This window comes from Micromonospora sp. NBC_01699, from assembly GCF_036250065.1.
GTDB lineage: Bacteria > Actinomycetota > Actinomycetes > Mycobacteriales > Micromonosporaceae > Micromonospora_G.
The window spans coordinates 6584230-6603224 of sequence record NZ_CP109199.1 but is presented as its reverse complement, the minus strand read 5'-3'; the positions used below and the strand labels follow the sequence as shown (position 1 = coordinate 6603224).

The following is an 18995-nucleotide window of genomic DNA, read 5'->3' as shown; positions in this document are numbered from 1 at the left end:
CGCGAGGTTTACCGAATGGTACGGACGCTACGGCCGAAGCAGTTCCTCTCCTTGCCCTGCTCCTGGTGGAAGGGCGGCGTCGTCAGATCGCGCGGAGTCGACGGCGGGTCGGCGGATCCTTTATCCAGCCGATGAACCGGTCTTCGACCTGTTTGGCGGTTAGTTCCGGCAGCGCGGGCGCGGCCTTGTCACGGAAGTGGCGCATGAACGCCGCCAACCGATGGGGATCATTCGGATAGAGCACCCACATCCGGCGTCGGAAGATCGGACACGGCCACTCCCGCCCGTCGTCGCGGCAGAGCCAGTTGTCACCGGGGCGGTGTGATGCGCTCAGGTCGTCGTCCTCGTCGGTCACGCCAGCGTTCCTCTCGTCGTGTGCCGTGGTTCGCTCCCCATCAGGTACGGCGCACGGGTACCCAGCCGATGAAGCGTTCGTGGAGAACGCGCGAGTCGGGCGGTGCGCCGAACTCGGGGTCGATGGTGTTGAGGTCACAGGGCCAGGGCTGGGCGTCGACCCGACAAATCCACAATGGACGCAAGGGTAGATGTGACTCCGGGACGAAGATCGACCGGGCCACCGCACATCCGACAAAAGATTTTTGATCATGTGGGCCACGGGGATCAACCGCTCGGCTCCGGCGCCGGTAAGCCTGCGGGTCAATCGGCGGGCGCATCCGTGTGCCTGGATGGATGTGACCGTCGGCCCCGGCGCGTGGCGGGCACCGCGGGGCAGGGGCGGCATCCACTGCACCCCGCGCAACGACGGAACGCTGCGGGTGGGCCCGGTCCGGGTCACCATCGACAAATAGCTGCACCGAGTCACCGGTCAAGAGGACCTAGGAGAAGTAGTGGCCCTGCCGGAGATCGGCGATCAGTCCGAGGCCGACGGGTTGCCATCCGAGCAGGTCACGGGTGATCTCTGCCGAGGCGGGTCCGTCGATTGGCCAGAGGCCGCCGAGCCAGCCGACGTAGTCGCCAGCTTCCTCGGGGCTGACGGAGACCGCGGGAAGGCCCAGATTCGCGGCGATAGTCTCGGCGACCGTACGGATCGGCACGCCCTCGTCGCCGACCGCGTGCAGCACGGAGCCGGCCGGCGCGGACTCGACCGCGAGGCGGAACAGTCGAGCGGCGTCATCGCGGTGTACGGCGGGCCAGCGGTTGCCGCCGTCGCCGACGTACGCGGCGGCGCCCCTCTGGCGTGCGAAGCCGATCGCGGTGGTGGTGAAGCCGTTGTCGCCCTTGCCGTGCGTGGCGGGTGGGAGCCGCACGATCGAGGAGCGGACCCCGTGGCCGGCGAGCGCGAGAGCCTGGCGGGCGTTCGCCATCCGTCCGGCGGCGCCGCTGATCGGGCCCGTGCTGCCGGCCTCGGAGGTCAGCCCGTCGCGTTCGGTGGCGACGACACCGGACGGCAGCCCGAGCACGCCGAGCATGCCGGAGGCCATGACGAACGGCTTGTCGGTGCCGGCGAGGGCTTCGCCGAAGGTATCGATCGCCGCCCGGTCGGCGTCGGTGGCGCCGGCGAAGTCGCCGGAAAAGAACATGTCGTGCTTGAACGCGAGATGGACGACGCCGTCGGCGGCGGTGGCCGCGTCGCGCAGGGCGTCGAGGTCGTCGAGCGATCCCGGGTGGACCTCGGCCCCCATCGCCCGCATGGAGAGGGCCGCCGCATCCGAGCGGGCCAGCCCGGTGACCTTGTGGCCGGCGGCGATCAGCTCGGGGACGAGCCCTCGGCCGACCCAGCCCGACGGTCCGGTGACGAACACACGCATGAGGACCTCCCAGATCCTAGAACGATCGTACGAGAAACAACCGTAGTACGATCGTTCTAGGAACCGCAATGCGAGAGAAATCACGAGGCGGCGATGACGGGACGGCCGGTCAATCACCAGCGGCGAGCCGACCTGCTCGACGCCGCGGTCGACTACGCGGTACAGCACGGGTTCGCCGAACTGTCGTGGCGGCCGGTGGCCCGCGCCCTCGGGGTGTCGACCACAACGCTGGTGCATCACTTCGGCACCAAGGAGCAGATGCTGGAGGCCATGCTCGGGCGGTTGCGCGAACGCGCTTTCGCGGCCACCAGCGATGCGGTCGGCGACCAGCCCGACCTGGCCGCGGCCGCGCGTGCGGTCTGGACCCGCACCTCCGACCCGCGCCAGTGGGCGGAGTTCCGACTGTTCTTCGCGGTCTACGGACGCGCGCTACAGGCGCCGCAACAGTTCGCGGAGTTCCTTGAACGCGTCGTGGCCGACTGGATGAGCGCACTGGTCGACGCGCAGGGACCGGACACCGACGTGGCGACGGCGCGGCGCACCGCCACCCTGGTGATCGCGACCATCCGCGGGCTGCTGCTCGACCTGCTGGCCACGGGCGACCAAGACCGGGTCCAGGATGCGGCCGACAGCTTCCTGGCGACCCTCGAACACGGCCCGCGATCACAGAGCGACAGACAGCCACGCTGAGTGGCCGGCAGTGGTAACGCGACAAGCGATCATCCGGCACCCGGCGGCACCTATGGCATATCCGACTGCCGGTACCGCCGGGGACCATCAGGGGTCAGAAGGCGAGCGCTCCGGCGAACCGGCTGGCGCCGGCGTCGATGGCCACGTAGAACTGGGTGCCGTCCAGCACATTGGAGGCGATGACCTCCCAGCCCTGGCCCCGGTTGACCCGTTGTACGTCGTTGCAGGCCCCATTGCGGAAGCACACCCGTGCATTGAGGAAGGCGGGTCCGGTGGTGTACCGGAAGTTGATGTCGACGCACCGGTTGGTAGTGGTCCACCAGCCGGTGTTGGGGACCCGCCCGTCTCCGTCCTCGACCGCAGTCGACGGGTTGTAGCAGCTCAGCGCGGCGGCGGGTGGGTGCGTGGCGGGCGCGGCCGAGGCCGTCGGCGCGGCGAGGAAGTTGCCCGCTGTGGTGAGCGCCAGCACGCCCATCGTCGCCGCGATCCTTTTCAGTCTCATTGTCTTTCCTCTCATGTGGTCCGTCATTCCTGACTTGCATTCATAGGATTGACGTTCGCGCATCGCGCAGGGAGGTGCCCGTTGGTACCCTGGTTAACCAGGCGTCGCCGTGCGTGTCACCAGTGGGGGACTAGTGGATCGACGGACGGAACTGAGTGCGTTCCTGCGTTCCCGCCGAGGCCGGCTCCAGCCGGAGGAGGTCCGAATTCCGATCTTCGGCGGTGCTCGCCGGGATCCCGGACTGCGACGCGAGGAACTGGCCCGACTGGCCGGCGTGAGTACGGACTACTACATCCGGCTGGAGCAGGGACGCAACGAGAAGGTGTCGGGATCCACGCTGGACGCGGTCGCCCGCGCCCTTCGGCTGACCGAGGTGGAGCGCGTCCACCTGCACAATCTCGCGCGACCGCCACGGAAGCCGTACCTGCCGGCCGAGCCGGAGCAGGTCATGCCGGGACTACGGCAGTTGCTCGACACCATGGTCGACGTACCGGCGTACGTGATCGGCCGCAGAACCGACGTGCTGGCGTGGAACACACCCGCGTGCCTGATTTTCGCGGACTTCGACATGCTGCCCGCACAATGGTGCAACATGGCCCGGCTGGTGTTCTTCGATCCCGCCGCACGACAGGTGTACCGCGACTGGGAGGCCAAGGCGCGCGACGTGGTCGCCTATCTACGACTCAACTCCGCCCGCCGACCCGGCGACGGCGCGACCTCCGCACTGCTCGCCGAATTGTCTCGGCAGAGCGCTGAGTTCCGCCGTTTGTGGGACCTGCAACAGGTGCACGAGAAAACCACCGGCTATTACCGGCTGCACCATCCGGAGATCGGGCCGTTCCGCCTGCGCTACCGGGCGCTGCGGCTGCCGGAGGAACCGGGGCAGAGCCTGATCACCTACATCGTCGATCCGGACACCCCGGTGGCGGCGAGACTTCGCCGGCTCGCGGTGCCCATCCCCGCCGGCACCGTACGCCACGACGGCGGATGAGCGGGTGCGGAACCCACCGTCCGAGTACGGTGATCACCACGATCACGGCGGGAAGCGACGCGGATTTCGTTGGAGGCGTGTGCTGATCATCGAGGAGCCACGCCGAAACCGGCCGCGCTCGGTCCGTACGGTGATCGCGGTCCTCGCGGCGTCCGCGATCGTGGCGGCGGGCGCGGCCCTGTGGGAGTACGGGCGCCGGTTGGGAGCCGCCGCCCCCGAGGTCAGCTTCATCGTGCTCGTCACCATCGGCATACAACTCGCCGGTGAGCGGTGGCTGCGCACGCGACACCGGCGAGCCGACCTTCGGTGGCGGGCGGCACTGGTGCTGCGCGACGGCGTACATCCCGGGTTGCAGGGCCGTTGGTCGCGGGCCGCGCTCGTTTTCGACGCGGTCGGGACCACCGGCTTCGCCTGGGGTGGATTGTTCTTCTTCGGCGGGCAGGTGGGCGCGGGCAGCCAGTGGTCCGGTCCGATCGGGTCGATCCTCGCCGGGGTGGCGACCATCGTGCTCGCCGCCACCGCCTTCGGACGGCTGCGCCGCTCCGGGTACGTGACCATCACCTCGCGCGGCGTCACCGTCGGCGACGACACCGTGGGCTGGGAGCGGATCGAGGCCGTCTACCGCGACAGCAAGGGCGCTCACCTGCGCGGGAAAACACCAGAAGATCCACGGTACGTCCGGATCGGCGGCCCGGACTGCGCCGTCTCCGACGAGCGTCTGGCCGAGGTGATCGAGTTCTACCTCGCCCACCCGCACCGCCGCTCCGCCCTCGATGACGGACCCGGCCAGGTCGTCCTGCCGGCCCGCCGGGAACCCACCCCGGCGCCGTCGAAGACAGCGTGATCCGGGTCACCTCCCGTCGCGATCCCCGTGTCGGCCGGCGCTGCCGAATATTGCCTGGTGGCAGCCGCCGCAAAATTTTCCGGTAGAAAGTGTCGAGACGGCGGGTCGTCGTTCGACGGGGGTGTGACGGCTGGTCACAGCGTCCGGGCCTGCCCCGGACCACGGCCCGACATGACAAGGGAGCGGTAATGCGGTTTTTGATGATGCACCGGCTCGACGAGAGTGCGCCGGAGGCGTGGAACCCCAGCCAGGAGTTCATCGGCAAGATGGGGGCGTTCATCCAGGATTCGATCGAGAAGGGCATCCTGATCACGGCCGAGGGCGTCCACCCGTCCGAGCGGGGCTCGCTGGTCCGCAAGACGCGGGACGCGGCGATCGCCGTGACCGATGGACCGTTTGTCGACGCCAAGGAGGTCATCGGCGGCTTCGCGCTGCTGAACTTCAACGACCGCGCCGAGGCCGTCGAGTTCGCCCAGCGTTACGCCGACCTGTTCGAAGAGGTCGAGGTCGAGGTGCGCGAGATCTTCGAGTTCGACGAACAGTCGGCCTGACCGGCTCCCGAGTCCCGCCGCTGCTCGATCGTGGGCCGGTCCGCGCGTCACGCCGCGCGGGCCGGCCACACCATCCGCACTTTGCGGGGGCTGCCGTCGAGCCGGGTCGGGTCACCGCCGGGCGGCTCCACCGTCGCCGCCTCCGCGCGGGTGGCTCCGCACGCGCGGTAGAACCGCTGGGCGGCCGTGTTCTGCTCCAACACCCACAGGTACATGCCGGTGCCGTTCGCCCGGTCGGCGACGGCTCGGGTGGCGCGGTCCAGCAGCTCGGTGCCGATGCCCGTACGGTGCTGGTCGTGGGCGACGTGCAGGTTGTCGACCAGACTGCCCCACACCGGGTCGTGGTCGAACATGACGTGGACGAAGCCGGCCAGTCGGCCGCCCCGCTCGGCGACGACGGTCGCACTGTTCGCCGCCGAGGCGAGGCGGGTCGACCATACCGAGCGGCGTTCGGTCGTGACGTCGCCATCAAGGTACGAGTCGGCGTAGGCGCCCCGGTAGTGCCGACGCCAACTGTCGGCGTGCAACCCGGCGATCCGCTCGGCGTCGTCCGGCTCGGCGGGTCGGAACCGTACCGACGCGAGCCGTGGGCTTCGCCCGTCGGGCACTGTGGGTTGGATCATCGGTACGCCACTTCCTCCCCTGACAATCGGCGACTCTGATGATCGGTGACTCAGCCGCGCTCGGTGTACTCGGGCAGGCGGCGGGCGACCTCGTCCGGGGAGGGCATGGCGGCGATCTCCTCGGCGATCGCACCGGCCGCGTCGCGGTGACCCGCGGGTCCGGCCTGCGGCAACAGCTTGCGGACCTGCTCGGCGACGGCGTCCGCGCTGACCTCGTCGGCGAGCAGGCGCAGCCCGGCGCCGGCCGCGCTGACGGCGTCGGCGTTGGCGAACTGGTCGGCTCCCTGGGGTAGGAACAGCTGCGGGGCGCCGACGGTGAGCGCGCCGAGGGTGGTGCCGCTGCCGCCGTGGTGGACGACCACGTCGACGTACGGCAGCAGTTGTGCCTGCGGCACCCACGCCCGCACGATGACGTTGTCCGGCACCTCGCCGAGCTGCTCCGGTCCCACCCGACCGGCGGCGACCACCACCCGCGCGTCCAGGCCGGCCAGTCCCTCGATGGCGACGGTGAGCAGTTCCGCGGTGCCGAACGCCGTACCGAGCGTCAGGTAGATCAGTGGCTTCGAATCGTGCCGGCCGCTCCAGGTTGGCAGTGCGGCCGGCGTCGAGAAGGGGACCGGCCGCAGGACGATCCGGTGCTCGGTGGCGAGGAAGTCCTTGTCCTGTAGGGACGGTGGGCAGATGTCGACGTGTGGCCGGCCGGGGGCCTCGGTGTTGCCGGTGGGTGATTCGAGCCCGATTCCCTCGGGGATCGCACGCCCGAAACCGTGCCAGATGCCGGGGATTCCGGCACGAGCCGCGGCGACGGCGGCTCCCGGCAGCCCCCACTCGTGTACGACGAGGTCGGGGCGCAACCGGGCCAGCTCCGGTTCCAGGTCCTCGGCGTACACCTCGTAGAACGAGTCCGCCGGACGGAACGGCCGCAGCCCGTTCGCGGCCAGCGGCGGGTGCACGTCCGCACCGGCGGCGAAGTGCACCTCGTGCCCGGCGTCCCGTGCGGCGATCGCGAGCGGGATCAGCGGATAGGTGTGTCCGACCGACGCAAGGCTGGCAAACAGTACGCGCATGCCGACGAATGTACGTCCCACCCTCCGACGCCCGTGCCCGGCAACCGACGCCATCGGGACACCCTCGACGGACGCACGCCCAGGAGCTGGATGACGGCGTGCTGTTTCAGGAACCTGCGGTGCCATTATGAAACGGTTCATGATTGATTGCGGGTGCGGGTGATCCCGTACGGGTCGGGGCAGCCCTACCCCGCCGCCCCGGACAGCCCTACCGGAAACCGGGGTGTGAGCTGGATCGATCCACAACCGGCCGATCCATAGCGTCGAAGCATGACCACGACGACCGTTCTCCCGCCGCCGACACCCCGGCCGGACCCGTACGCCCGACCGCGCCACCAGCGGCCCGGCAACCTCGCCGCGCGGATCGCCGGCTGGAGCGCCCGGCACCGCACCACCGCCATCGTCGGCTGGCTGCTGTTCGTGGTCGTGGCGACCGCGCTCAGCGCGGTGCTGGGCACCGTGCAGGCCGCCGACAGCTCGTACGGTCACGGCGAGTCCGGCCGGGCCACCGAACTGATCGCCGCCGGCGGCTTCCCCGACCGGGCCGGCGAGATGGTGCTGATCCACAGCGACGACCAACTCGCCGACTCGCCCACGTTCACCGAGGCCGTCACGGCCACCGTCAGCGCGGTCGAGGGCACCGGCCGGGTGGAGAACGTATCCGCCGACACGATCTCCGCCGACCGGCACTCGGCCCTGGTCACGTTCGACCTGTCCGGGCCGGCGGACACCGCCGTCGACCGGGTGGACGCCGTACGCGACGCCGTCGCGGGCGTGCAACGGCAGTTTCCGGACCTGCTGGTGGCCCAGACCGGGGACGCCAGCCTGGACCAGTCGATCAACGAGATCCTGGCCGGTGACATGCACCGGCTGTCGCTGCTCTCCATCCCGGTCACGCTCGGCATCCTGATCGTGGCGTTCGGCGCGCTGCTGGCCGCCGTACTCCCGATGGGCCTGGCCCTGACCGCGTTCCTGGCCTCCCTCGGCCTGCTCGCCGCCGCCAGCCGGCTGGTGCCCGCGGTCGACACCACTATGCACCTGATGCTGCTGATGGGCCTCGCCGTCGGCGTCGACTACTGCCTGTTCTACCTGCGTCGGGAGCGGGAGGAGCGGGCCCGCGGCGCCGACCCGGAGCGGGCCCTGGCGATCGCGGCGGCCACCTCCGGCCGGGCCGTGATGATCTCCGCGTTGACCGTCATCGTCGCCACCTCGGGCATGTTCCTCACCCGCGACACCGTCTTCGCCAGCCTCGCCACCGGCACCATCCTGGTGGTCGCGATCGCCGCCCTCGGCGCGCTCACCGTGCTGCCGGCCGTGCTGTCCAAGCTCGGCGACCGGATCGACCTCGGCCGGGTGCCGGGGCTGTACCGGCGTGAGACGAACGGCCGGGGCTGGGCCCGGTTGCTCAACCTGGTGCTGGGCCGGCCGGGGCTGTCCGCGATCCTGGCCACGCTCGCGCTGGTCGCGCTCGCCGTGCCGGCGCTCGGCATGCGTACCGCCGAGGAGGACATCACCGCGCTGAAGACCTCCGCCCCGGCGCTGGACACGTTCATCAGGGTCGGGGCGGCCTTCCCCGGCGGCGGCGACCCGGCCGTACTCGCCGTCCGGGCCGACGACGTGACCACCCCGGCGCTCACCGCCGCCATCGATCGGTTCAGGGCCGAGGCGCTGGCCACCGGTGTGCTGCACGAGCCGGTGACGGTCGAGGTCAACCCCGACCGGACGCTCGCCGTGGTCAGCGCCGGACTGTCCGGCACCGGCATCGACACCGTCTCCGAGCAGGCCGTACGCACGCTGCGCGAGGATGTCATCCCGCGTACGGTCAACGGCGTCGACGGGGCCGAGGCACTGCTCACCGGACGGGCCGCCGACTCGGTCGACTACAACGACGCGATGGGTCGCAGCGCCCCGCTGGTGTTCGGCTTCGTGCTCGGCCTGGCGTTCCTGCTGCTGCTCGTCTCGTTCCGGTCACTGGTGGTGGCGCTGACCGCGATAGTGCTCAACCTGCTCTCCGTCGCCGCCGCGTACGGGCTGCTGGTGCTGGTCTTCCAGCACGGCTGGGGCGAGAGCGTGCTCAACTTCGAGTCCGCCGGTGCGGTCACCAACTGGGTGCCGCTGTTCCTCTTCGTGATCCTGTTCGGGCTATCGATGGACTACCACGTCTTCGTGCTCAGCCGGATCCGCGAGGGCCATGACCGGGGCTGGCCGAACAAGCTCGCGGTGTCCCGGGGCATTCGCGGCACCGCCGGCACGATCACCAGCGCCGCCCTGGTCATGGTCGCGGTGTTCGGGCTGTTCACCACCGGTTCGCTGGTCTCGATGAAGGAACTCGGCTTCGGCCTGGCCGTCGCGGTCCTGATCGACGCCACCATCGTCCGGGCCGTGCTGCTGCCCTCGGTGATGGTCCTGCTGCGGGAACGGAACTGGTACCTGCCGGGCTGGCTGGCCTGGCTGCCCACCCTCTCCCACGGCGAGGCGCACGACGACGACGTCGATCGGGTACGGCAACCGGTCGGGGTCTGAACCGGGGCACAACGGGGGCGGACGCCGTACGGGGCCGGGGGGCTCGTACGGCGTCCGGCGCCGTCCACCGTGTCTACCGTTGCCGGTTCACCACTCGTCGTGCGGTCGGCGCGGGGTGCCGTAGAGGGTGCCCCGGGCGGCGCGGGCCTGCGCCACCGGATCGGCCTGCCCCTGGTACCCCGGGTAGCCGTCCGGCGCCGGATAGCCGGTGTACGCGTCCGGCGCCGGCCGGTCCTGCGGCGGTTCCGCCTCCTCCGGCGAGAGCCGGGCCCGCCGCGCCCGCAGTAGCCGGGTGGTGACGAACCAGCCCACCCCAAGTACGCACACCACGATCACGACGTTCTGGAGGATTCCGACGTACCCCTCCACCACGTGCCAGTTCTCGCCGAGCAGGTAGCCGGCCATCACGAAGACGGTGTTCCAGATCAGGCTGCCCAGGGCGGTGTAGAGCAGGAACGTGGTGACCCGCATCCGTTCCACCCCGGCCGGGATGGAGATGAGGCTGCGGAAGACCGGGATCATCCGGCCGAAGAAGACCGCCTGCACCCCGTGCCGGAGGAACCACGCCTCGGTCCGGTCCACGTCGGCGAGCTTCACCAGCGGTAGTTTCGCGGCGATCGCGCGTACCCGGTCGCGGCCGAGCAGGGCGCCGACGTAGTAGAGGGCGAGTGCGCCGACCACGGAACCGATGGTGGTCCAGATGATCGCGCTGGCCAGGCTCAGGTTGCCCTGGCTGGCGGTGAATCCGGCCAGCGGCAGGATCACCTCGCTCGGGATCGGCGGAAACAGGTTCTCCAGTGCCACCGCGAGGCCGGCGCCCGGACCACCGAGTTTCTCCATCAGGCCGGTGACGAAGCCGACGATCCCGCCCGACTCGGGCGACGGATCGGCGGCGAGCAACGAGCTGGTGTTCCACTCCCAGGTTCCATTCACCCGGAAAACGGTACGGGGCCATCCTGAGCGGTCACCATGAGGCGGGCCGCCGTCGGTGGGCCGGGGAACCCCAGCGCTCGACTGCGGTGAACCACACCCGGGCGGGCCGCGGGTGGCGATCACGGGGTTTTTGTCGGATACCAACCGAATTCTGGATACCCTCGCCTGGACCGGAAAGCGGGGTGGTGCGGGGTGAAGTCGTACGTCGGGGCGGTGAGCACCGCCGACACGGCGGTGATACGCGGCCCGGGGGAAGTGATGGTCACCCTCTCGGTGAACGGTGTGCCGCGCACGATCCCGATCGAGCCACGGGTGAGCCTGCTCGACGCGCTGCGCGACCGGCTCGACCTGACCGGCACCAAGAAGGGCTGCAACCAGGGCGCCTGCGGCGCCTGCACGGTCTGGGTGGACAAGCGCCGGGTGCTGGCCTGCCTCACCCTGGCGATCACCTGCGAGATGCGGGAGATCACCACGATCGAGGGCCTCGCCGTCGGCGGTGAACCGCACCCCATGCAGACCGCGTTCGTCGAACTCGACGCCTTCCAGTGCGGCTACTGCACCCCGGGGCAGATCATGTCGGCGGTGGCCTTCCTCGCCGAGGGGCACCCCCGGGACGACTCGGGGATCGGCGAGTGGATGAGCGGCAACCTCTGCCGCTGTGCGGCGTACCCGAACATCAGGGCCGCCATCCGCCGGGTACGCGACGCGAGCCTCGACGGGAGCGGCGATGCGACCGGTTAGCTACTCGCGGGTGCCGGACGTCGCCACCGCGATCGGCGCGGTCAGCAGCGACCCCGACAGCGCGTACCTGGCCGGCGGCACCACCCGGGTCGACCTGCTGCGGATCTACGTCGAACAGCCCGGCCGGCTGGTCGACATCAACGACCTTCCGCTGCGTCAGGTCGAGTCGATCGACGGCGGCGGGCTGCGGATCGGCGCCACCGCCCGAATGAGCGACGTGGCCCAGGCCCAACTGGTCCGGCAGCGGTTCCCGGTGATCTCCCAGGCCCTGTTACTCGGCGCCTCCCCGCAACTGCGCAACATGGCGTCGATCGGCGGCAACCTGATGCAACGGGTCCGCTGCGGCTACTTCCGCGACCTCGCCGCCGGCTGCAACAAGCGGGCACCCGGCAGCGGCTGCGCCGCGCTGCACGGCATCAACCGGGGCCACGCCATCCTCGGCACCAGCGAACGCTGCATCGCCACCCACCCGTCCGACCTGGCCGTCGCCCTGGTCGCGCTGGACGCGGTGGTGCACACCGAGAGCACCTCCGGGCGGCGGGAGATCGCCATCGACGACTTCTTCCTGCTGCCCGGCGACACCCCGGACCGGGAACACCCGCTCGACCACGGCGAGCTGATCGTGTCGGTCGAGGTGCCGGCCACACCGGCCGCCGCCAGGTCGCACTACCTCAAGGTCCGCGACCGCGAGTCGTACGAGTTCGCGCTCGTCTCGGTGGCCGTCGCGGTCCACCTGCACGGCGGTGTGCTGAGCGAGATCCGGCTCGCCCTCGGCGGTGTCGCCACCAAGCCGTGGCGGGCCCGCCAGGCGGAACGGATGCTGATCGGGGCCCGCCCGACGGTGGAGAACTTCACCGCCGCCGCACGGGAGGAACTGCTGCCGGCGGTCTCGTACGGGCACAACGAGTTCAAGATCGAGCTGGCCCGACGTTCCATCGTGCGCGCCTTGGAGACGATCACCGACGACGGCTGGCAGACCGCCACCGCCACCGGCGGTACGGCGTGAGTCCGGCCATCGGTCTGGCCCTCGACCGGGTCGAGGGGCGGGCGAAGGTCAGCGGCACCGCCCGCTACACCGCCGAACTGGTGTTCCCCGGACTGGTGCACGCGGTCCTGGTCGGCGCCCGGATCGCCAGCGGCCGGGTGATCGGGATCGACACCGGCCGGGCCGACCGGGCCGAGGGGCTGATCGCCGTACTCAGTCACCTCAACCTGCCGAGGATCCCCGGCAGGCCGAGGCTGCTGCCGTCGCTGGTCGGGCTCGCCGCACCGGGCGAGAGCTTCTTCCCGATGCAGGACGAGCTGGTGTACTACGCCGGGCAGCCGGTGGCGATCGTCGTCGCCGACACCATCGAGCGGGCCGAACACGCGGCCAACCTGCTCCGGATCGACTACGCGGAACTGCCCGCGCACACCACGCTCGACGAGGTACGCGACCACGCGTACGAGCCGCAGCGGATCTTCGGCGGGATGCTGCCCGGCCGGAACCAACGGGGTGACGTCGAGGCCGGGCTCGGTCAGGCGAAGCACCGGCTCGACCTGACGTACACGATCGCGCCCAACCACCACAACCCGATCGAGCCGTCGGCGACCACCGCGATCTGGGACGACGTCGACCGGCTCACCCTCTACGACAGCACCCAGGGGCCCACCGCCACCCAGATGACCGTGTCCACCCTGCTCGGCCTGGCTCCCGGCCAGATCAAGGTGATCAGCGAGTACGTCGGCGGCAGCTTCGGCTCCAAGGCGATGATCTGGCCGCACGTGACCCTGGCCGCGCTCGCCGCCGGCCAGTTGCGACGGCCGGTCCGGCTCGCCCTGAACCGGGAGCAGATGTTCCACTCCTGCGGCCACCGGGAGGAACAGGAGCAGCGGATCACCATCGGTGCCCGCCCCGACGGCCGGCTCACCGCGCTGCGCCACCACAAGCTCTCGCTCACCTCCCCGTTCGACGACTGGGCCGAGCCGTCACTCCAGTCGCCCGGGGTGTTCTACGACTGCGCGAACTACGAGGGCGTCTACCGGTTGGCCCGGGGCAACACCATGACCCCGACCTTCATGCGCGCCCCCGGCGAGGCGTCCGGCATGTACGCCCTCGAATGCGCGATGGACGAGCTGGCCGAGGAGGTCGGCGTCGACCCGGTCGAGTTGCGGCTGCGCAACTTCGCCGAGACCGACCCGAGCAGCGGCAACCAGTGGTCGAGCAACGGCCTGCGGGAGTGTTACCGGCGGGCCGCCGACCTGTTCGGCTGGGCCGATCGGGATCCGGCACCGGGCGCCCGCCGTGACGGGAACTGGCTGATCGGGACCGGGATGGCCGGGGCGGCGTACCCGCACGCGGTGCCGCCGAACCAGCAGCGGGCCCGCGCCCGGCTGTACGCCGACGGCAGCGCCGTGGTCGAGGCGGGCGTGTCCGAGTTCGGCACCGGTGTCACCACCGCCATGCGGCAGGTCGCCGCCGACGGCCTCGGCCTGCCCGTCGAACGGGTGCGTTTCGTCGGCGGCAGCAGCGACCTGCCGAACATCACCGCCGCCGTCGGGTCGGCCGGCACCGGTGCGGTGAGTGCCGCCGTACACCTCGCCACCACCGAACTGCGCCGACAACTGATCATGCGGGCGATCGCCGACCAGCGGTCGCCGCTCCACGGGGCACACCCGGAGACGGTCACCGTCGCCGACGGCCGGCTGCGGCTCTACGACCAGGACGGGGTCGGCGAGACGTACGCCGAGTTGCTGGTGCGCGGCATGACCCCGGACGTGGAGGCGTTGGGTGTGTGGACCCCGCCGCCCCTGACCACCCCGTACGGCATGCAGACCTTCGGGGCGCAGTTCGCCGAGGTCGCCGTCGACGCGGATCTGGGCCTGGTCCGGGTACGCCGGATGGTGGGGGTCTTCGCGCCGGGGCGGGTGCTCAACCGCAAGACCGCGCACAGCCAGTTGATGGGCGGCATGCTGTGGGGGATGAGTCAGGCGCTGCTGGAGGCCACCTGGATGGACCCGCGTACGGGCCGGTGGGCGAACCCGAGCTTCAACGACTATCTGATTCCGGTGAACGCGGACGCGCCCGACGTGATGGTGGAGACGATCGAGGTCACCGACACCGTGGTCAACCCGCTCGGGGTGAAGGGGGTCGGGGAGATCGGTGTCGTCGGCGCCGCCGCGGCGATCGCCAACGCCGTACACCACGCGACCGGGCGCCGGATCCGCAAGCTCCCGATCAGCCTCGAAGACCTGCTCTGAGCGTCGTACGGCTTCTGTTCGTCAGGTCCGGCTCGGCCGGCGACGGGGGCGCGGGCCGCGGTCCTCGGTGAGGTCCTCCACGACCTGGCAGGCGTTGTTGACCGGGTCGAGGCGGTCGGCGTGCATCGCCACCCGCTGGAGCAGCTCCTTGAAGGCCGCCTGGTCACCGCCGAGAACCGACAGGATGTCCGCCTCGGTCTGGGCGAAGGCGTTCTGCCGGTCCCGCCAGAGGGCCAGTCCGGCTTCGGTGGCGACCACCCGGCGACTGCGCCGGTCGGTCGGGTCGGGCTGGCGGGCGACGAGTCCGGCGCCTTCCAGATCGTCGATCAGGTACGTGAGGACGGTCCGGTCGATGCCCAACTGCGCGGCCATGGCGCCCTGGTTGACGGCGAGGTTCTGGATCGCCGAGTTGATCACCTGGTAGCCCCGGGGGCCGCCGGGAACGTCGACGACGATCTCCTCCACCGCCCTCAGGTAGCGGCGCAGGATCACGCCGAGTGACCAGCCGAAGTCGTCCTTGAGCAACTCGGCGGCCGTCTGCTCGCCGCGGTCCGCGGAGCCGGGGACGGGCGGCACGATAGCTGCTTCCTGGGGCACGGGACCAGTGTACCCACCGTGCAGATAATCTGTAACAAAGACTTTCGGTGTAACAAACATGTTGTTGATCAGATGATCTAAATCACAGGTTGCGTGTTCGGGAGATGTTCTGTGCTTAATTTAATCGTCAGCACAGAACATCTGATGGAGGTAGTAGTGAGCCTGTTCCGACTCGATTCGAGCATCCTCGGCGAGGCGTCCACGAGCCGCGCGGTCGCCGACACGGCCGAGAAGGCGTGGTCCCGTACCCACCCGAGCGGCCGGATCGTCCGGCGCGACCTGGTCGCCTCGCCGATCGCGGTGCAGGACTGGACCTCGGCGGTCTCGGCCGGGTTCGTGCCGGCCGATCAGCGTACCGAGGAGCAGACTCGGGCCGTCGCGCTCGCCACGTCCCTGGTCGACGAACTTCTCGACGCCGAGGCGTACCTGCTGGCCGTCCCGCTCTACAACTACGGCGTCTCGCAGCACGTGAAGGCGTGGATCGACCTGCTGCTGACCGACTCGCGGCTCAGGGACGCGGCCGAACCGCCGCTGGCCGGACGCCCGGCCGCACTCGTCACCACCCGGGGCGGCGGCTACGGTCCGGGCACCCCGCGCGAGGGCTGGGATCACGCCACCCCGTACTACCGGCGGATCTTCGGCGACCGCTTCGGGCTGGACCTGCACGTCAGCGAGGTCGAACTAACCCTCGCGGAGAGCAACCCCGCAATGGCCCCCCTGCGCGACCAGGCCCGCCAGGAGTTGGCCGCCGGCCACTCCTCCGCCGAGAAGCACGGCGAACTCCTGGCCCACCACGCCCTGACCCGGACGCCCTAACCCCCACACCCCACGCCAAGATCCGCACTGATGGAGAGAAAGGGTGGCTTCCCACGTCGGGATAGCCACTCTTTCTCTGTATTAGTGCCGGCGTGGTGGAGGGGGGTTAGAGGGGTGGGGTGGGGGGCTCGGGGGTGGTGCGGGCTCGGGAGCGGAGGGCGTCGGCTACGGCTACTCCGGCCAGAACTGTTGCCGCGGCGGTGCTGGCGACCAGCGGTGGTACCTGTAGCAGGGCCGGTACGAGCAGGGCCAGGACCACCAGCCCGCCGATCCGGGACCGGGACACCCGGGCGAACACCTGGTACTCGAACTGGGCTCGGCCGGCGAGGAAGAGCGCCGGGCCGCCGAGAATGGTGTAGAGCCAGACCGGTGCGGTGTGCCCGAGCGGATGGGCGATCGACAGTTCGTAGCCGACCGCGGTGAGGACGATGCCGGCGATCATGAACAGGTGGGAGAAGGACATCGACCGGCCGAACCGGGCCGGTTGGCGGGCGCTGGTGATCGCCATCGGCAACAGGTGTCCGGCCTGGTGGAAATAGACCCGCCAGAGCAACACCGTGGTCAGGAAGGCCAGCAGGAACGCGACGGTTCTGTCGGTCGCGAAGCTGGAGCCGCTGAAGGTCAGGCCGATGACCAGGATCGACTCGCCCAGGGTGATCAGCAGGAACTGCTGGTAGCGCTCGGCCAGGTGTTCGCCGGCGATCGGGACCTCGGTGGTGGGCGCGCGGCCCAGTACCGGGATGGGCCAGCCGGAGATCGCCCCGCCGTAGTCGAGCAGGATGGCGATGGTCCAGAGCACACCGCGCAGACCCGCGTCGTCGACCACCCCGCCGAGCAGCCAGGGCACCGCGCTGAGCCCGAGCCAGACGAGCAGCCGGACCGCGACGTCCCGGTCGCGTCGATGGGCGAGAAAGAGCAGCAGCGTACGGCCGATCTGGACGGTGATGTACGCGGTGGCGAAGATGATCGCCCGTTCGCCGAAGCCCTTCGGCACCGAAACCGCCATCACCATGGCGCCGAACATGCTGCCCACCACGACGAACTGGATCGCCGGCTGGTCCGGATCGAGCCGACTGGTGGTGAGCGCGGTGAACGTCCAGATCAGCCAGAGGGCCAGGAAGAGCAGCAGGGTCTGTCCGGCCTCCGGCAGCAGGATCCGTCGTTCGGTGTTGAAGTCGGTGATCAGCCGTTGCGAGATCCGGGTCAGCGCGAAGACGAAGACCAGGTCGAAGAAGAGTTCGAGGAAGGTGGCCCGCTGTGAACTCTCCGCGCTGCGGAGGACTCCGGCCTCCTCGGCACCGGTCATCGGGCAGCCAGGCCGAAGACGTGCACGGCGCCCCCTCACCGATCGGCGATCCCCAGATCCCAACGAGCCAGCCCCCGTACGGACGCTGGCCGTTGGTGCCGCCCCGGTTCGCCGCACAACACCTGGTACGACGCCGTGATCGGCCGATCCACCGGCCGGATAGCGGACAGTCGAAGGGCCCCCGGTCGACGCGGTGAGCGTCGGCTGGGGGCCCGTTCGAGCGGGGCCTTCCTTCAATCAGGTCAGGGGAGCTGCCAGATCTGGTTGCTCGTGTTGTAGCAGTCCCAGATCTGGAGCCGGGTGCCGTCGGCGGAGCTCTTGTCCGTGACGTCGAGGCACTTGTTCGACGCCGGGTTGCGTACGGTGCCGTTGGACTGGCCCTGCCAGACCTGTGCGCCGCTGCCGTTGCAGTCCCAGAGCTGGATCTTGGCACCGTTGGTGGTCGAGGCGCTGGTCACGTCCAGGCACTTGCCCAGGCCCCGGATGGTGCTGTCGGTGCTGACCGTCCAGCGCTGCGCGGTGCTGCCGTTGCAGGCGTACAGCTGGATCGGGGTGCCGTTGGCGGTGCCGGCCGCCGCGATGTCGACACACTTGCCGGCGAGGCCGGTGATCTGACCGGTACGGCCGGCCGGCGGCGGGGTGGTGCCACCCATCACCGTGTCGTAGATCGCGCTGACCAGCGACGTCGAGGTGTTCGTGTCCTGGGACAGCTCCCAGTTCATCATGCCGCCGGCGTTCGCCAGGGCCCACTGGGTCTTACGCTTGACCGTCGGGACGCCGTTGTAACACTGCTGGGCGCCGTTGGCGGTGGTGCAGTCCCGGTTGGCGTTCGCCGGGTCGATAGCCACGAGCTGGCTGTACGTGAGGTAGCCGGGGCGGCTGTAGAACGGCACGCCGAGCACGGTCTTGCTCGCCGGCAGGCCCCGGTTCTTCCAGCCCTGGGCGTTGCTGATCGACCAGTCGTAGTTGGCGTGCGGTTCGCCGCCGTCGTACAACATGATGTTGAGGAAGTCGACGTAGCCGAAGACGGCCGGTTGGATGCCGTTGGCGGTCCCGCCACCGGAGACGACAGCGGCCGTGAGCAGCTTGCCGCGACTGTGCATCGCCGTGCTGAGCTGCTGCATCAGCAGGGTGTAGTTGTTGGCCGAGGCACCCGGGTCGGGGTACTCCCAGTCGATGTCGACGCCGTCGAGGTTGTACTGGTTCACGAAGTTGACCATGTTGTTGACGAACGTCGTACGGGTGCCGGAGTTGGCCGCCAGCGCCTCGAAGGCGGAGTCGTTGCCGTCGTTCCAGCCGCCGACCGCGATCAGCACCTTGACGTTGTTGGCGTGCCCGAGTGACACCAACTGCTGGAGCTTGCCCGGCTGGTCGACCGCCTGGAGGCTGCCGTTGGAGTTCGGCAGCACGAACGAGTAGTTGATGTGGGTCAACTTGTTGTACTGGATGTTCGCCACGTTGCCGGCCCAGGACGGCATGTAGCCGACGCTCTTGAACCCGTTCGGCAGCACGGCGGCGGACGCCGGGGTGGCCGGGGCCAGCGCGGTCACCGAGCCGGTGAGGGCGGTCACCAGGGCGAGCGCTCCGGTGAGGAGTCGGGACCTGCCGGCCCGTCTGGTGGGAGCGGTGGGTGTGTCAGACATGTTGTGACCTTTCGCGGCGTACACGCCATCGGCCCCACGGCGGGTGGGGCGGGTGCTCTTGCGCGCTCGGCCGACCAGGGCCCGGGGCCGGGTCGAGGCGGGGGTTTGGGGGTAGTGCGTGGTACTTCGCCTCAGGTGGCTGAAAGTTTAGGAAACTTA

Annotated in this window: 18 protein-coding genes; 9 read left to right on the top strand and 9 right to left on the bottom strand. The window is 70.0% G+C overall.

Translation table 11 applies throughout. The annotated features are described in order from the left end of the window. Positions 1–82 precede the first annotated feature (82 nt). A complete protein-coding gene (locus tag OG792_RS26930) occupies positions 83–355 on the bottom strand; it encodes a hypothetical protein (protein ID WP_329103496.1) in 273 nt (90 codons plus the stop codon). Positions 356–836: 481 nt separating this feature from the next. Then, positions 837–1769 (bottom strand): SDR family oxidoreductase, encoded by a 933-nt coding sequence (locus OG792_RS26920; protein WP_329103494.1) that lies wholly within the window; start codon positions 1767–1769, stop codon positions 837–839. A gap of 93 nt (positions 1770–1862) precedes the next feature. Between OG792_RS26920 and OG792_RS26915 the strand changes: the two genes are divergently transcribed. Continuing rightward, on the top strand, positions 1863–2459 hold the full coding sequence (locus OG792_RS26915) for a TetR/AcrR family transcriptional regulator (RefSeq protein WP_329103491.1): 597 nt from the start codon (positions 1863–1865) through the stop codon (positions 2457–2459). 94 nt (positions 2460–2553) lie between these two features. Here OG792_RS26915 and OG792_RS26910 read toward each other — a convergent pair whose 3' ends face one another. Continuing rightward, positions 2554–2961: a hypothetical protein gene (locus OG792_RS26910; protein WP_329103490.1), complete on the bottom strand. Its 408-nt coding sequence runs from the start codon at positions 2959–2961 to the stop codon at positions 2554–2556. 133 nt (positions 2962–3094) lie between these two features. Here OG792_RS26910 and OG792_RS26905 point away from each other — a divergent pair, with 133 nt between their 5' ends. The 3 genes from OG792_RS26905 (at position 3095) to OG792_RS26895 (ending at position 5347) form a co-directional block, all read left to right on the top strand. After that, on the top strand, positions 3095–3952 hold the full coding sequence (locus tag OG792_RS26905; protein ID WP_329103488.1) for a helix-turn-helix domain-containing protein: 858 nt from the start codon (positions 3095–3097) through the stop codon (positions 3950–3952). Between the two features lie 79 nt (positions 3953–4031). Continuing rightward, positions 4032–4796 carry a hypothetical protein gene (locus OG792_RS26900; protein ID WP_329103487.1) on the top strand — a complete coding sequence of 255 codons (765 nt, stop codon included), beginning with the start codon at positions 4032–4034 and terminating at the stop codon, positions 4794–4796. A 188-nt stretch (positions 4797–4984) separates the two neighbouring features. Then, entirely contained in the window at positions 4985–5347 is a 363-nt protein-coding gene (locus OG792_RS26895; RefSeq protein ID WP_329103486.1) for a YciI family protein, read from the top strand. Between the two features lie 47 nt (positions 5348–5394). Here the strand turns inward: OG792_RS26895 and OG792_RS26890 are convergent, their stop codons facing one another. Beyond that, positions 5395–5970 (bottom strand): GNAT family N-acetyltransferase, encoded by a 576-nt coding sequence (locus OG792_RS26890; RefSeq protein ID WP_329103485.1) that lies wholly within the window; start codon positions 5968–5970, stop codon positions 5395–5397. Between the two features lie 50 nt (positions 5971–6020). After that, positions 6021–7037 (bottom strand): glycosyltransferase, encoded by a 1017-nt coding sequence (locus OG792_RS26885; protein WP_329103484.1) that lies wholly within the window; start codon positions 7035–7037, stop codon positions 6021–6023. A gap of 270 nt (positions 7038–7307) precedes the next feature. Between OG792_RS26885 and OG792_RS26880 the strand changes: the two genes are divergently transcribed. Then, positions 7308–9560, top strand: a complete 2253-nt coding sequence (locus OG792_RS26880; protein ID WP_329103483.1) for an MMPL family transporter — start codon at positions 7308–7310, stop codon at positions 9558–9560. An 87-nt stretch (positions 9561–9647) separates the two neighbouring features. Here the strand turns inward: OG792_RS26880 and OG792_RS26875 are convergent, their stop codons facing one another. After that, complete coding sequence (locus OG792_RS26875; protein ID WP_329111445.1) at positions 9648–10460, bottom strand: DedA family protein; 813 nt, start codon at positions 10458–10460, stop codon at positions 9648–9650. Positions 10461–10751: 291 nt separating this feature from the next. Between OG792_RS26875 and OG792_RS26870 the strand changes: the two genes are divergently transcribed. The 3 genes from OG792_RS26870 to OG792_RS26860 are packed head-to-tail and all read left to right on the top strand — an operon-like array spanning position 10752 to position 14474. Continuing rightward, positions 10752–11234, top strand: a complete 483-nt coding sequence (locus OG792_RS26870) for a (2Fe-2S)-binding protein (protein ID WP_329111444.1) — start codon at positions 10752–10754, stop codon at positions 11232–11234. Beyond that, positions 11221–12240 carry an FAD binding domain-containing protein gene (locus OG792_RS26865; protein WP_329103481.1) on the top strand — a complete coding sequence of 340 codons (1020 nt, stop codon included), beginning with the start codon at positions 11221–11223 and terminating at the stop codon, positions 12238–12240. The genes OG792_RS26870 and OG792_RS26865 overlap by 14 nt, the downstream gene beginning before the upstream one ends. Continuing rightward, positions 12237–14474, top strand: a complete 2238-nt coding sequence (locus tag OG792_RS26860; protein ID WP_329103479.1) for a xanthine dehydrogenase family protein molybdopterin-binding subunit — start codon at positions 12237–12239, stop codon at positions 14472–14474. The genes OG792_RS26865 and OG792_RS26860 overlap by 4 nt, the downstream gene beginning before the upstream one ends. A 21-nt stretch (positions 14475–14495) precedes the next feature. Here OG792_RS26860 and OG792_RS26855 read toward each other — a convergent pair whose 3' ends face one another. Next, on the bottom strand, positions 14496–15071 hold the full coding sequence (locus OG792_RS26855; protein WP_329103476.1) for a MarR family winged helix-turn-helix transcriptional regulator: 576 nt from the start codon (positions 15069–15071) through the stop codon (positions 14496–14498). Between the two features lie 156 nt (positions 15072–15227). Between OG792_RS26855 and OG792_RS26850 the strand changes: the two genes are divergently transcribed. Continuing rightward, entirely contained in the window at positions 15228–15887 is a 660-nt protein-coding gene (locus OG792_RS26850) for an FMN-dependent NADH-azoreductase (RefSeq protein WP_329103475.1), read from the top strand. Between the two features lie 106 nt (positions 15888–15993). On the opposite strand, the gene OG792_RS26845 is transcribed toward OG792_RS26850, so the two are convergent. Together OG792_RS26845 and OG792_RS26840 are read right to left on the bottom strand one after the other, a co-directional pair. Then, entirely contained in the window at positions 15994–17193 is a 1200-nt protein-coding gene (locus OG792_RS26845) for a low temperature requirement protein A (RefSeq protein WP_329103473.1), read from the bottom strand. A 242-nt stretch (positions 17194–17435) separates the two neighbouring features. Further along, the gene (locus OG792_RS26840; protein WP_329103472.1) at positions 17436–18836 is read right to left on the bottom strand and encodes a glycosyl hydrolase family 18 protein; all 1401 of its coding nucleotides are present in this window, start codon (positions 18834–18836) and stop codon (positions 17436–17438) included. Positions 18837–18995 lie beyond the last annotated feature (159 nt).